Raw genomic sequence first — 12662 nt, 5'->3', positions numbered from 1 at the left:
CCCCGAGTGCGCTAGCGCCGTTCCCCTGCGTGCACCCGGCTATAGCGCTGGTCGGCGTAACGACCCGCATCCGAATCCACGCCCTGCTTGCCTGCCGTCATCTCAGCGGAGCCTTCTGCGTCCGCCTGGGCAGTCGGCGTTGCGCCAGCGCCCGCGATGTCCGTCTCAGCGGAGCCCTTGGCAACCGACTTAGCGCGTGCCCCGGCCTTGCCTCGCCACAGGCCCCAGAGAACGATGACGGCGAGGACGGCCAGGCCGATCTCCACCGCGCGCAGGCTCACCGTTCCCCCGGCGACCAGGCGGGAAGAGTTCAGCAGCACGAGCAGGAGCCCCACCAGGCCACCGAGGACGGTAGAGTTGGCGCGACTGACAGCCCAGGCCGCGATCGGCGCGGCGATCACACCACCGACCAGCAGGCCGGCCACTGGCTGCCACAGGGACAGGAACTGCGGGCCCAGCCCGAAGATGAACCCCGCGGATGCTGCAATAGAAACGAGGAACTCCGCGGCGTTGACCGTGCCAATCACCTTCCGCGGCTGAGTCTTAGCGACCGTCAGCAGCGTAGAGGTGGTCATGGGCCCCCAACCGCCGCCACCGCTGGCGTCCAGGAAGCCGCTGGTGATGCCAAGAACCCCCAGGCCGATGCGGGAGCGAGGTGCCCGGCGCGCGGTGTCCCGCTGCTTTTCCTCCTTCGTCTTCGACGCCTGCGTGGCGCTGGAGAGGAAGAGCGAGCGGAAAAGCAGCCACAATCCGAGCAGCAGCAGGAAGCTCGTCACCACGGGTTCCGCGGCCGCGGTGGAGATCTTGGAGAGCACCGTCGCGCCCAGGAAGGCGCCGATCGCGCCCGGCACGCCGAGGGCAAAAACGGCCGGCCAGTGCACATTGCCGAGCTTCCAGTGGGCCGCACCGGAGCAGGCGGTCGTGCCCACCTCGGCGAGGTGCACGGCAGCGCTGGCCGCGGCAGGGCCAATGCCGGTGATCAGCAGCACCGTCGTGGCGGTGACTCCGAAGGCCATGCCCAGGGCGCCATCGACGAGCTGTGCAGCCAGACCAGCGATGGCGAAAAGCAGGATCTTCCTCATGCCGGCACCCTCTCCGCAGTCCAGTGGCTCGCAGTGACACCATCAGCCACGCCGGTCAGGGACGCCACCCGTGCGGTCACCAGCGGGGCGATCGCGGTACCGAGTGGGCCCGCAGCGATGGTGCCCGGCACATCGACTCCCTTATCCAGCAGCAGGCCCGGGGCGAAGAACAGCGGCAGCACCGCGGTGGGTGCGGCCTGCGCCCCAGCGCGCTGGTCCAGCGCCTCGCGGTGCTGGGCCACGCTAATTCCCCCGCCGGTGGCGAAGATCGCCCGGGCGGGAATCCCCAGCAAGCGGCCGACCTCGGCGGCCAAATCCTCGACCGCCTCGTTGGCACCCGGCACAGAGGATCCGACGGCGTACACCACCGCGTCTCCCACGGAAGCGGCCACCGCGCGGTGGCCGTGAGCCTTTCGCCACTGCCCCACGAGGAGCCCAGCCACATCAGTGCCCAAGCCAATCGGCTCGGTGGCGCGCAGGGCCACCCCGTGGTTCCGCTCCGCCTCCGCGATCGCCGCGGGGACGTCCTTGCGCAGGTGGAAGGCGCTGGTGAACAGCAAGGGCATGACAACAGCCCGACGGTGACCAGCGGCTCGCAGCTCGCCGACCACGGCATCCAAGGTGAACTCGGAGAAGTCCAGGAAAGCAGCACGCGCGCCAACCTCGCGGGCAATCGCGTGCACGACCTCCTCAGCACCGCGGCGTCGCGAGCCATGAGCCAGCACGATCACCGGCTCAGGCTGGGCGAAAGACTCGGCAAACATCAGCTGCTCACCAAGCCCGCGGTCAATGTATCCCCGGTCGAGGGGTTGATCAGCAGGAAGGAGCCCGTCTGACCGCCCCGGACATAGGCCTCCACTGGCAGCGGGTCGGCCACCGCCACGCGGATGCGGGCGACGTCATTCTGCTCCAGGGCGGTGGCAGGATCCCCGGCCGCCCCCGCCTCCGCAGCCGCGCCATCGGCGATGCTCAGCTGCTCGTCGATGCCCAGCACGCGGGCGCGGACCTCTGCCGGACCGTAGCGCAGCAGCAGGTTGGAACCGACGCGCACCGGCGCGTCCGCCAGGTGGAAGGCCAGCGCGGAGAACTGGGTGACCGGCTCGGGCAGGGTCTCGTCGGAAAGGATGGAGCCGCGGGAGATGTCCAGCTCATCCTCCAGGCGGAGAGTGACGGACTGCCCGGCGGTGGCGCGCTGCTGCGGGCCGTCCGGGGTATCGATGCCAGCGACGCGGGAGCTGCGGAAACCAGCATGAACCGCGTCCCCGACCGCGACCTCGCCGGAGGTGATGCGGCCGGCGTAGCCCCGGTAGTCGGTGGCGTGGTCCCGAATGACGAACTGCACCGGAAAGCGAAACTCCTCGGTGGCCACAGCGGCGGGACGGGCGTCCTCGAGGATCGTCAGCACGGATTCGCCCTCGTACCACGGGGTGTTCTCGGACTTGGAGACGACGTTGTCGCCCACCAGCGCGCTGATCGGGACGATGTCCACGACCGGCAGCTTCTCCTCGCCGAAGGCGCCGCGCAGCTCGTCGACGAGCTCACGCACCTGGCCCGCGGTGGTTTCGAAGGCCTCCTGGGAGTAGTCCACCGCGTCGATCTTGTTCACGGCGACGACGACCTGCGGGATGTCCAGCAGGGCGGCGACGGTGAGGTGGCGGCGGGTCTGCTCGATCACGCCGTTACGTACGTCGACGAGGATGACCACCAGGTCGGAGGTGGACATGCCGGTGACGGTGTTGCGGGTGTACTGAACGTGGCCCGGGGTGTCCGCGAGGATGAAGCTGCGGCGGTCGGAGGCGAAGTAGCGGTAGGCCACGTCGATGGTGATGCCCTGTTCGCGCTCGGCGCGCAGGCCGTCGACCAGCAGCGAGAGGTCGGGGTTCTGCAGGCCACGGGCGGCGGAGACACGCTCCACGGACTCCAACTGGTCGGCCAGGATGGACTTGGTGTCGTGCAGCAAGCGGCCCACGAAGGTGGACTTGCCGTCGTCGACGGAGCCGGCGGTGCACAGGCGCAGGGTCGGAGCTTCCTCGTAGGACGTCGCCGTGGTTGCGCTCGCCTTTTCGGCCCCGGTGGTCGTGGTGGATTCGGTGAGGGTGGTCGGGGCGGTCATCAGAAGTAGCCTTCCTTCTTGCGGTCTTCCATGGCGGATTCAGAGAGCTTGTCGTCGGCGCGGGTCGCGCCGCGCTCGGTGGTGGTGGAGGTGAGGATTTCCTCGATCACCTCTTGCGGGGTGGTGGCGTCGGAAAGCACCGCGCCGGTGCAGGACATGTCGCCCACGGTGCGGTAGCGGACCGTCTTGGTGACCGTCTCCTCGCCCTCGCGGGGCCCACCCCACTCGCCGGCGGAGAGCCACATGCCGCCACGGTTGAAGACCTCCCGCTGGTGGGAGTAATAGATCGGCGGCAGCTCGAGCTTGCGGTCGCGGATGTAGTGCCACACGTCGGCCTCAGTCCAGTTGGAGATCGGGAAGACGCGCATGTTCTCGCCAGCCTGCAGCTTGCCGTTGTACAGACCCCACAGCTCGGGGCGCTGACGGCGGGGGTTCCAGCCACCGAAGCCATCGCGGATGGAGAACACGCGCTCCTTAGCGCGTGCCTTCTCCTCGTCACGGCGAGCGCCGCCGAGGACTGCGTCGTAACCGCGCTGCTGGATGGTCTCGACGAGGGGGACGGTCTGCAGCGGGTTGCGGGAACCGTCCGGGCGCTCCTGCAGCGCACCGCTATCGATCCAGTCCTGGACGTGCGCGACGTGCAGGTTGATGCACGGATCGGCAGCGATGCGGTCGCGGAACTCGAGAACCTCCGGGAAGTTGTGGCCGGTGTCCACGTGCAGCAGCTCGAAGGGCACCGGTGCTGGGTGGAAGGCCCGCTTGGCTAGTTCCAGGACGACGACGGAGTCCTTGCCGCCGGAGAAAAGCAGTGCCGGTCGGTCGAACTGGCCGGCGACCTCCCGAAGGATGTGGAGGGATTCGGCCTCCAGCTCCGCGAGGTGCGGGCTGGAGAGCTCGGTGTTCTGTTGTGCGTTGGTCTCTTCTGGGTTGGTCTGTTCTGGGGTGATAGTCGTGGTGCTCATACGTGTAGTCCGCATTCTGTTTTGTTGGTTCCTGCCCAGCGTCCGGAGCGGGGGTCCTCCCCCTCGGCAACGGGCAGGGTGCAGGTGGCGCAGCCGATGGACGGGTAGCCCTGCTTAGTCAGTGGGTTGATGATGAGGTCGTTGTCTTCGATGAAGCGCTGGACGTCGTCGTCGGTCCATGCCGCGATCGGGTTGAGCTTCAACCGGCCGGTGCGGTCCACCTCGATGACCGGGGTGTTGGCACGCAGCGGGGAGTCGACGCGGCGGACGCCGGAGACCCAGGCCTCGAAGGGGTCGAGCATCCTCGCCAGTGGCTCGACCTTGCGCATTCGGCAACAAGCCGTGGGGTTGCGCTGGTACAGATTCGGCCCGTACACGTCGTCCTGCTCCGCACGGCTCAGGGTTGGGGTGATGCGGCGCAGCGGAAAGTTGTAACGATCCTCGACGGCGGCGGCGGTGTCGAGGGTTTCCGGGAAGTGGTACCCGGTGTCGAGGAAGACGAGCTCAGCGTCTGCCTGCTTGCCATCGAAGGCTCGCTGAGTCAGCTCGGCGAGGATCGTGTCCTGCATGCTGAGGGTGATGGCCACGGGCCCGTCGAGCTTCTCGGCTGCCCAGGAGAGGATCTCTGCGGCGCTGGCGTTTTCCAGCTCATCCTTCCAGGTGGCGACCAGCTCCTCGTGGTAGTGGCGGCGATCGTCGGGGATCGGGGTGGTTGTGGTCTGGGCAGGCCGCCCATCTGCCTGGGCGGGGCTGATCTCGGGGTCACGCCAGTTCTCGTTGTGGGTGTTGAGGCTCAACAGGGGCTGAGACTGTTGAGTGATGCCTGCCTGGGAATTGCGCTCCGGCACTGCGGCTCCTCGGTGGGTTCTTGTCGTCGTGCTTGTCGTCGTTTGTTCTGCCGTGTGGTGAGCCCGGCCTCCCCTCGAAGGAGGAGAAAGCCAGACAGACCGCTCGGTCTAGGATTAGGGCACATACTAGGCGGGAATTGTGACACATGCAATAGAAGCGCAAAAGCACGCCCGAGAAAAAGACCACTACCTGCGCATTTACTTAGACCGCATGGTCTACTTCCCGGCTCAAAATGGCGAAAATATAGCCCCCATAACGAAGCAATCCGCCGTCCGATAGCATCAACCCCACAAATATCCTCCTCACCACCGAAGCTCCCCCAAGCCGAGGCCCTTCAGGGCTTCGGCTTAGTACTTTCCCGCCCATGTCTGATGAAGGATTTTCACTCGAAGCCATGACGTTTGCCGTCATGCCGGACTCCTTCAAGGGAGCGCTCAGCACGGGCGAGGCCGCTACCACCATCGCCCGCGGACTACTGCGGGCGATACCCAACGCCCGGAACCACTCCACACCGCAATCGTTGGCACAGCCAGAAACCTCGAATCCAAGGCCGAGAATCTGGCCCGCACCCTGGCCACCCGCACGACTAACGAAAGGTGATGGGTTCTGCAGATGACAACAGCGCCTGCTGAAAAATCAGCAGGCGCTGCGGGGTATTTGCGAGGAGCAAGTCCTATGCTCATCACTGAGAATACACTGCCCCATGACCAGTTAAGAGGCTCTCCAACTGATGCCCGAAAAAATACCGCTAAGGCGGCTCGAAACCGGCCTCCTCGGCATCCACGGAAAAATGCGAAACCCATTCACGACGATGTCGTCGCCCAATTGACACTGGGAAACTGGGCTGCCTTGCTCGGAGCATTCCCCCGTCATCAGATGAGCCCAAAGAAACAGGAAGCGGCTGCATCGCTATGGTCCAACGCGTACACAGTCGCATTTCCGCGTTTAAGACTTGCTCCTCAACAAGACGGACATTCCATTCCCCAGGATGGCATCAGCTTAGGGGATAACTACCGACGGGTCACTGATCTCAGGAACCGTGTGGCACATCACGAAAACCTTTTGGATGTCCGAGTCAATCGACGCTTGAACGACATGATCACCGTGCTCGCCGCAATCGACGAAAACATACCCGGCTGGTTTCTCCGAGGAAGTAAAGTGCGACGCATTTACCAGCAAGACCCGAGGGGTTCTTGGTCTTAACAACTGTCTCTTCGCGCCACTATCGGCAAGCTCGCTCATCGCGCTTGCTGAAAAGCAGAGAAATCTCACACGCTATTCTTGAAGCGGTCAATCCGCTCACCATAAGGTTCAAGGCCCATGAAGCACGCCAAAAACCTCGCCCGCATCGCGCGCAACTCCGTGAGCAGCCTAGCCACGGAGGTCCGCTCCCGGGTCGAGGAGAAGAAAGCCCGCCTCTTCCCGAAGTCCAGCACACCGCGGCAGGTCAGGCCGGGGATCCGTGACCTCGATGCCACCGGCGTCCTCACCGTCGCCGACCACGGCACGGACATCCCCTTGCACTGGTACGAGGTCGGCCCCGGCCACGGCTCGACTGCAGAGACGGGCAACGCGGAACCGCTGACGATCGTGTTCATCCACGGCTTCACCCTCGGCGCGGACTCCTGGTACCGCCAGTTCCGCGGACTGCGTAAGAAGCTGCCGGGCGTGCGTCTCCTCACCCTCGACCTGCGCGGTCACGGCAAGACTGGTGCGGTGCCACCCTCGTTGTGTTCGACGGAAACGGCTGCGGAGGACGTCCTGGCCGTTCTCGCCGAGCGTGCGCCGGCCGGAAAGCTGATCCTCGTCGGCCACTCCCTCGGCGGGCAAATTGCGTTCGCCGCGCTGCGACATGCCCCGGAGGACGTGCGGCAGCGCATCGCTGGGCTCGTGCAGGTATCCACCGCGATCGACCGCTTCGCTGCGAACGGTATCCCAGAGCTGCTGAACTTGCGCATCGTCGGCTGGCTGGCCGGGCTGCTGAAGGCCTCGCCGAAGCGGGTGCGCCGGGTGCGCGACAAGATCGCCGGCCTGATCGCCCCGGCGCTCGCGATCGCGGTGTTCTCCCGACCCACGAACCGCCAGGTCATCGACCTGCACGCCTACATGATCAACGAAACGCCGTTGGACACGTACCTGGGTTTCCTCGATGACCTGCGCGGGCACGATGAGTACGACGCCGTCCCGTATCTTTCCGGTCTGCCCGGGGTCGTCCTTGTCGGAGATAACGACGACGTCACCTCACGCGAACAGGCCAAAAAGATCATCGATGTGTGGCCGGGCGCGGAGCTGGTCGAGGTCGGCAACGCGGGCCACATGCTCCCTCTGGAGGCACCGAAGGAGGTCAACGCGGCGATCGCGCGACTGGCAGAGATGTGCAACAAAGCTCACTAAGCTGGGCGCCATGGCAACCCGAACCCCGCAAGAGTGGATCACCGACTACCCCCTCCTTGAGCGACTCGTCGCGCTCGAGGAGACCCTGTGGCTGAAGCCCGACCTGCCCCGCGCCGAAGAGGGACTGGCGCACGTCGGGATCGGCCCGGACCAGATCCAGGACGCCGCGGACCGGCTGAAGCGCTTCGCCCCTTACCTGCAGCAGGTCTTCCCGGAGACCGCGCCGAGTGCTGGCGTCATCGAATCTCCGCTGCGCCACGTGCCCGCGATGAAGGAAGCGATCGAGGACCTCACCGGGCAGCAGATCAAGGGGCAGCTGTGGGCGAAGCTCGACTCCCACCTGCCGATCTCCGGGTCCATCAAGGCCCGCGGCGGAATCTACGAGGTCCTCCAGCACGCTGAAGCCCTCGCCCTGGACCACGGCCTGATCACCCTAGACAGCGACTACCGGCTCCTCGACTCCGCCGAGGCCCGCGAGCTCTTCGGCCAGCACCGCGTGGCCGTGGGGTCCACCGGCAACCTGGGGCTGTCCATCGGCATCATGAGCGCCAAGCTGGGCTTCCAGGCCGCGGTCCACATGAGCGCGGATGCCCGGCAGTGGAAGAAAGACCTGCTGCGCTCCCACGGCGTGGAGGTCGTGGAGTACGAGCAGGACTACTCCGTCGCCGTCGCCGCTGGTCGCAGAGCCGCCGAGGACGACGAGCGCGTCTACTTCGTCGACGACGAGAACTCCGTCTCCCTCTTCCTCGGTTACGCGGTCGCCGGGGCGCGGCTGGCCGGCCAGCTGCAGGCCATGGACGTCCGGATCACCGAGAAGGAACCACTCCACGTCTACCTGCCCTGCGGGGTTGGCGGTGGCCCGGGTGGTGTCGCATTCGGTATCAAGGCCATCTTCGGAGACGCGGCGCGCTGCTACTTAGCCGAGCCCACCCACTCCCCCGCCATGTTCATCGGGGTGCACACCGGCGCCCACGACCAGCTGGCAGTGCAGGACTTCGGCATCGACAACGTCACCGCCGCCGATGGGCTTGCCGTGGGGCGGCCCTCCGGCTTCGTCGGCGAGCGGATGCAGTACCTCATCGACGGCTACTACACCGTCAGCGACGAGAACATGTTCCGCGGCGTGGCGCTCTTCGACCGCTCCGAGGATGTGCAGTGCGAGCCGAGCTCCGCGACCAGCTTCTTCGGTCCCGGCGCCATTGGCCGGTCGGGTACTCACCTGGCCTGGATCACGGGCGGGGCGATGGTGCCAGAAGACGAGATGGCTAGCTACATCGCCCGCGGCGAGGAATTGCTCTAGGGCTACCCCGTCCAAATAAAGCAAGGGCCGCGGGGAGAACCCGCGGCCACTGCGCTATTGAGTTCTTACTCATCCATTACAGCGCTGGCGAAAGACCTGCGCCCGACTGGTCAGACACCCGGTAGAGGAGCTCGTGGGCGTGCTCGGCGTACCAGGTGCCAAGAATCCCGGCCCGCGGTATAAGTACCGCAGGCCAGGGATTCACCGTGTAACCAGCGCTTTGGTTTAGGCCAGCAGGCCGTGGAATTTCACTGAAAACTCACGACGGCACTCGCGGCACTGCCAGGAATTATCCGTTTCCGTGGTCGGAAACAAGTTCTCCCCCATGCAGTAGGGGCAGAAGTTCACGGTCGCACGCCGACCGTTGCTGTGCCCGGACTTCCCACCGATGGCCTGGTTCACCGGTGGCAGGGAATCAGTATCGGGAACACTCATCGCAGGGCCTCCTCCTCAGCGCGGGCGACCCAGGAGCTGAACTCCTCGCCAGCCTCGCGCTGCTCCTTGAAGTTCTCCACGACGCGGACCACGTAGTCGCCGACGTCCTCGGAGAACACGTTGTTGCCGCGCAGCTTGCGGCCGAAGCCCGGCTCGAGGCCGACCTTGCCGCCCAGGTGCACCTGGAATCCCTCGACGCGGTTGCCGTCCTCGTCGGTCAGCACTTTGCCGGATAGACCGATGTCCGCGACCTGGGAACGGGCGCAGGAGTTCGGACAGCCGTTCAGGGAGATCTTCAGCGGGACGTCGAGGTCACCGACCCGCTCCTCCAGCTCGTCGACCAGCTGGATGGCACGCTGCTTCGTCACGACGTGCGCGAGCTTGCAGAACTCCAGGCCGGTGCAGCTGATGATGTCGCGGCGGAAGGCCGAAGGCTTCGCGGACAGGCCCTCCTTCTCCAGCTCGGCGGCGAGCTTGTCTGCATTCTCCGGGGCCAGGTCCAGGAAGAGCAGCTCCTTATCGGGGGTCGTGCGCAGGCGCGTGGAGCCATAGGATTCGGCGAGCTCCGCGAGTCGCTGCAGCTGGGCGCCGTCGGTGTGCCCCACCGTGGGCTTCACCCCCAGGTAGACCTTGCCGTCCCGCTGCTCGTGGATGCCGACGTGGTCGCGGTAGCCGGGGTACTCGCCCGGGTCCGGGCCGTCGACGAGCTTGCGGCCGAGGTAGTCCTCCTCCAGCACCGTGCGGAACTTCTCGATACCCCAGTCGGCGACGAGGAACTTTAGACGCGCGCGGTTGCGGACCTTGCGGTAGCCGTAGTCGCGGAAGATGCGGACCACGCCGGCCCACACCTCCGGGACCTCTTCCAGGGGCACCCAAGCGCCGAGGCGCTGGGAAAGCATCGGGTTGGTGGACAGCCCGCCGCCGACCCAGACGTCGAAGCCGGGGCCGTGTTCCGGGTGGTTCGAGCCGATAAACGCCAGGTCCTGGATCTCGTGAGTGACGTCCTGGCGGGAATTGCCGCTGATCGCGGACTTGAACTTGCGTGGCAGGTTGTCGAACTCGCCGCTGGTAAGTAGTTCTTCCTTGATGGTGTGAATGGCCGGGGTGGCGTCGATAATCTCGTCGGCGGCGATACCGGCGACCGGGGAGCCCAGAATGACGCGCGGGACGTCGCCGCAGCCGAAGTTGGTATCCAGCCCGACGGCCTCGAGCTTGTCCCAGATGGTCGGGACGTCCTCGATGCGGATCCAGTGCAGCTGGACGTTCTGGCGGTCGGTGAAGTCCGCAGTATCGCGGGCGTAGTCGCTAGAAATCTCGCCGATGACGCGCAGCTGCTCGCTGCTGACTAGTCCGCCGTCGAGGCGGATGCGCATCATGAAGTAATTGTCCTGCAGCTCTTCGGTACTCAGCGTGGAGGTGGCCACGCCGTCGAGGCCGGGACGGCGCTGGGTATAAAGACCGACCCATTTGAAGCGGGGCGCGAGGTCCTCCTTCGGGATGGAATCGAAACCCTGCTTCGCGTAGGTCTCGCGAATGCGGTCGATGACGCCGAGGCCGGCGTCTTCCTGCTTAATTTTCTCGTCGTCGTTGAGCGGAGTAGTGCCGTCGACGAGCCACTGGCCTTGCGGCCGGGGCTTACGCTTCGGCCTCGGTCGGGTGGTGGTGGTTGCGGTCATGGTGAATTTCTCCAGTTGATCGTGCGTTGTGGCGGTCTTGTCTGGATCCGCAGCGCGGGCTGCAGATCAACCTACACTAGACAGACCGTGCGGTCTATAACTGCACACACTAAACCGCCGGACCACAAGGTCGCAAGCAATTTCAGCGAATTCAATTGCGTAAAATAGACAATGCTGTCTACACTCTGTTGTGATCCACCCCCCAGAATCTCGCAATCCCCCCGCAGTGGGATTAGCTTGGTGGGTAAAGAATATGCACTTAGAACCAACGATTGGACCCTGAATAAAAGTGTCAGACGCAGCAAAGAACACTCGTCCGCTCCGCATCGCGGTCATCGGCTCTGGCCCAGCCGGCATTTACGCATCCAACGCCCTCGCCAAGGCCACCATCCCGGAGGGCAACGGCGGCACCACCTTCGACGGCGTGAGCGTGGACATCTTCGAGCGCATGCCAGCCCCATTCGGGCTCATCCGCTACGGCGTCGCACCCGACCACCCCCGCATCAAGGGCATTATCCGCTCCCTGCACCGTGTCCTCGACCAGCCGCAGATCCGCCTTTTCGGCAACGTCAACATCGGCGAGGACGTCACCCTCGAGGAGCTCAAGCAGCACTACGACTCCGTCATCTACGCCACCGGCGCGACCAAGGATCGCGACCTCAACCTGCCGGGAGCAGAGGCCTCCCACGGCGGCGCGGAGTTCGTCGGCTTCTACGACGCCAACCCGAAGTTCTCCGAGGACTGGAATCTGGACGCCGAGTCCGTCGCCGTCATCGGCGTGGGCAACGTCGGCCTCGACGTCGCGCGCGTCATCGCGAAGACCGGCGACGAACTGCTCACCACCGAAATCCCGGACAACGTCTACGAATCCCTGAAGAAGAACAAGGCCAAGGAGGTCCACCTCTTCGGCCGCCGCGGCCCCGCCCAGGCGAAGTTCACCCCGCTGGAACTGAAGGAGCTCAGCTACTCCGATACCATCCAGGTCATCGTCGACCCGGAGGACATCCAGTACGACGCTGCCTCCGAGGAAGCTCGCCGCGGCTCCAAGATCACCGACATGGTCTGCTCCCTGCTGGAGCAGTACGCCATCGCCGACCCAGGCGAGGAGCCGCACCGCGTCTACATCCACTTCTTCGAATCCCCGAAGGAGATCAAGACCGACGATCAGGGCAATGTCACCGCCTTGGTCACCGAGCGCACGAAGCTCAACGGCGACGGCTCCGTCTCCACCACCGGCGAGACCCGCGAATGGCCAGTCGGCGCGGTCTACCGCACCGTCGGCTACAAGTCTGACCAGCAGGCCGACCTGCCGTGGGACGCCAACGAGAACGTCCTGCCGAACGTCGGCGGCCGCGTCCTCGCCGAAGGCCCCACCGCAGACGGCATCGCGGGCGTGCCGGGCAGCGCTGACCCGGAGGCGGAGAAGCGCGAGACCCTGCCGGGCGTGTACGCCACCGGCTGGATCCGCCGCGGCCCCGTCGGCCTGATCGGTAACACCAAGGGTGACGCCAACGAGGCCGTCGACAACCTGCTGACCGACGTCGCAAAGGGCATCGGCTTCCAGCCAGCCAAGCCGGAGCTGGAGAGCGTTGAGGAGCTGCTGCAATCCAAGAACATCTCCTGGACCGACTGGGAGGGCTGGTACGCCCTGGACAAGCACGAGCGCGAACTCGGCGAGGCCGAGGGTCGCGAGCGCAAGAAGGTCCGCGAGTGGGACGAGATGCACCACCACTCCAAGTACACCGGGGAGTAAACACCCCCTCGGCCGGCGCGGCCCCAAACCCCGCGTCGGCTACCCCCACGCTTTCGGAGAAAGCTCAATTCCGGTAGCTAGTCAAAACTAACATTTTG

General features: G+C 65.5%; 11 protein-coding genes. 3 read left to right on the top strand and 8 right to left on the bottom strand.

Annotation, left to right across the window (positions count from 1 at the left end; genetic code table 11):
* Positions 1-11 precede the first annotated feature (11 nt).
* The 6 genes from HMPREF3088_RS08745 to HMPREF3088_RS10515 all read right to left on the bottom strand — a co-directional run bounded on the left by HMPREF3088_RS08745 (position 12) and on the right by HMPREF3088_RS10515 (position 5417).
* Positions 12-1082 (bottom strand): sulfite exporter TauE/SafE family protein, encoded by a 1071-nt coding sequence (locus HMPREF3088_RS08745; RefSeq protein WP_070759482.1) that lies wholly within the window; start codon positions 1080-1082, stop codon positions 12-14.
* Positions 1079-1846, bottom strand: a complete 768-nt coding sequence (locus HMPREF3088_RS08740) for a sirohydrochlorin chelatase (RefSeq protein ID WP_070759480.1) — start codon at positions 1844-1846, stop codon at positions 1079-1081. Before HMPREF3088_RS08740 ends, HMPREF3088_RS08745 begins: the two co-directional genes overlap by 4 nt.
* Entirely contained in the window at positions 1846-3195 is a 1350-nt protein-coding gene (locus HMPREF3088_RS08735; protein ID WP_070759478.1) for a sulfate adenylyltransferase subunit 1, read from the bottom strand. The genes HMPREF3088_RS08740 and HMPREF3088_RS08735 overlap by 1 nt, the downstream gene beginning before the upstream one ends.
* Positions 3195-4157 (bottom strand): sulfate adenylyltransferase subunit CysD, encoded by a 963-nt coding sequence (cysD, locus tag HMPREF3088_RS08730; RefSeq protein WP_083317382.1) that lies wholly within the window; start codon positions 4155-4157, stop codon positions 3195-3197. Before cysD ends, HMPREF3088_RS08735 begins: the two co-directional genes overlap by 1 nt.
* Positions 4154-5005 (bottom strand): phosphoadenylyl-sulfate reductase, encoded by an 852-nt coding sequence (locus HMPREF3088_RS08725; RefSeq protein WP_210401517.1) that lies wholly within the window; start codon positions 5003-5005, stop codon positions 4154-4156. Before HMPREF3088_RS08725 ends, cysD begins: the two co-directional genes overlap by 4 nt.
* A 202-nt stretch (positions 5006-5207) precedes the next feature.
* Positions 5208-5417 (bottom strand): hypothetical protein, encoded by a 210-nt coding sequence (locus HMPREF3088_RS10515; protein ID WP_168167049.1) that lies wholly within the window; start codon positions 5415-5417, stop codon positions 5208-5210.
* 909 nt (positions 5418-6326) lie between these two features.
* On the opposite strand from HMPREF3088_RS10515, the gene HMPREF3088_RS08720 reads away from it, so the two are divergent.
* The gene (locus HMPREF3088_RS08720; protein ID WP_083317381.1) at positions 6327-7400 is read left to right on the top strand and encodes an alpha/beta fold hydrolase; all 1074 of its coding nucleotides are present in this window, start codon (positions 6327-6329) and stop codon (positions 7398-7400) included.
* Positions 7401-7410: 10 nt separating this feature from the next.
* Positions 7411-8700: a D-serine ammonia-lyase gene (locus tag HMPREF3088_RS08715; protein ID WP_070759476.1), complete on the top strand. Its 1290-nt coding sequence runs from the start codon at positions 7411-7413 to the stop codon at positions 8698-8700.
* Positions 8701-8925: 225 nt separating this feature from the next.
* Here the strand turns inward: HMPREF3088_RS08715 and HMPREF3088_RS08710 are convergent, their stop codons facing one another.
* Positions 8926-9135, bottom strand: a complete 210-nt coding sequence (locus tag HMPREF3088_RS08710; protein ID WP_015381947.1) for a hypothetical protein — start codon at positions 9133-9135, stop codon at positions 8926-8928.
* Complete coding sequence (locus HMPREF3088_RS08705) at positions 9132-10811, bottom strand: nitrite/sulfite reductase (protein ID WP_070759474.1); 1680 nt, start codon at positions 10809-10811, stop codon at positions 9132-9134. The genes HMPREF3088_RS08710 and HMPREF3088_RS08705 overlap by 4 nt, the downstream gene beginning before the upstream one ends.
* Positions 10812-11100: 289 nt before the next feature.
* Here HMPREF3088_RS08705 and HMPREF3088_RS08700 point away from each other — a divergent pair, with 289 nt between their 5' ends.
* A complete protein-coding gene (locus HMPREF3088_RS08700) occupies positions 11101-12564 on the top strand; it encodes an FAD-dependent oxidoreductase (RefSeq protein WP_070759472.1) in 1464 nt (487 codons plus the stop codon).
* Positions 12565-12662 lie beyond the last annotated feature (98 nt).

Origin of the sequence: Corynebacterium sp. HMSC22B11, assembly GCF_001815965.1 — a bacterium.
In the GTDB taxonomy this organism is placed as follows: domain Bacteria; phylum Actinomycetota; class Actinomycetes; order Mycobacteriales; family Mycobacteriaceae; genus Corynebacterium.
This window is presented reverse-complemented; position numbering and strand designations above follow the sequence as displayed.

What these genes read in the sequence shown, in the direction of transcription:
- HMPREF3088_RS08720 (WP_083317381.1), top strand. Translation starts at nt 6,327, where the DNA reads ATGAAGCACGCCAAAAACCTCGCCCGCATCGCGCGCAACTCCGTGAGC.
- cysD (WP_083317382.1), bottom strand. Translation starts at nt 4,157, where the DNA reads ATGAGCACCACGACTATCACCCCAGAACAGACCAACCCAGAAGAGACC.
- HMPREF3088_RS08735 (WP_070759478.1), bottom strand. Translation starts at nt 3,195, where the DNA reads ATGACCGCCCCGACCACCCTCACCGAATCCACCACGACCACCGGGGCC.
- HMPREF3088_RS08705 (WP_070759474.1), bottom strand. Translation starts at nt 10,811, where the DNA reads ATGACCGCAACCACCACCACCCGACCGAGGCCGAAGCGTAAGCCCCGG.
- HMPREF3088_RS08740 (WP_070759480.1), bottom strand. Translation starts at nt 1,846, where the DNA reads ATGTTTGCCGAGTCTTTCGCCCAGCCTGAGCCGGTGATCGTGCTGGCT.
- HMPREF3088_RS08745 (WP_070759482.1), bottom strand. Translation starts at nt 1,082, where the DNA reads ATGAGGAAGATCCTGCTTTTCGCCATCGCTGGTCTGGCTGCACAGCTC.
- HMPREF3088_RS08710 (WP_015381947.1), bottom strand. Translation starts at nt 9,135, where the DNA reads ATGAGTGTTCCCGATACTGATTCCCTGCCACCGGTGAACCAGGCCATC.
- HMPREF3088_RS10515 (WP_168167049.1), bottom strand. Translation starts at nt 5,417, where the DNA reads ATGACGGCAAACGTCATGGCTTCGAGTGAAAATCCTTCATCAGACATG.
- HMPREF3088_RS08715 (WP_070759476.1), top strand. Translation starts at nt 7,411, where the DNA reads ATGGCAACCCGAACCCCGCAAGAGTGGATCACCGACTACCCCCTCCTT.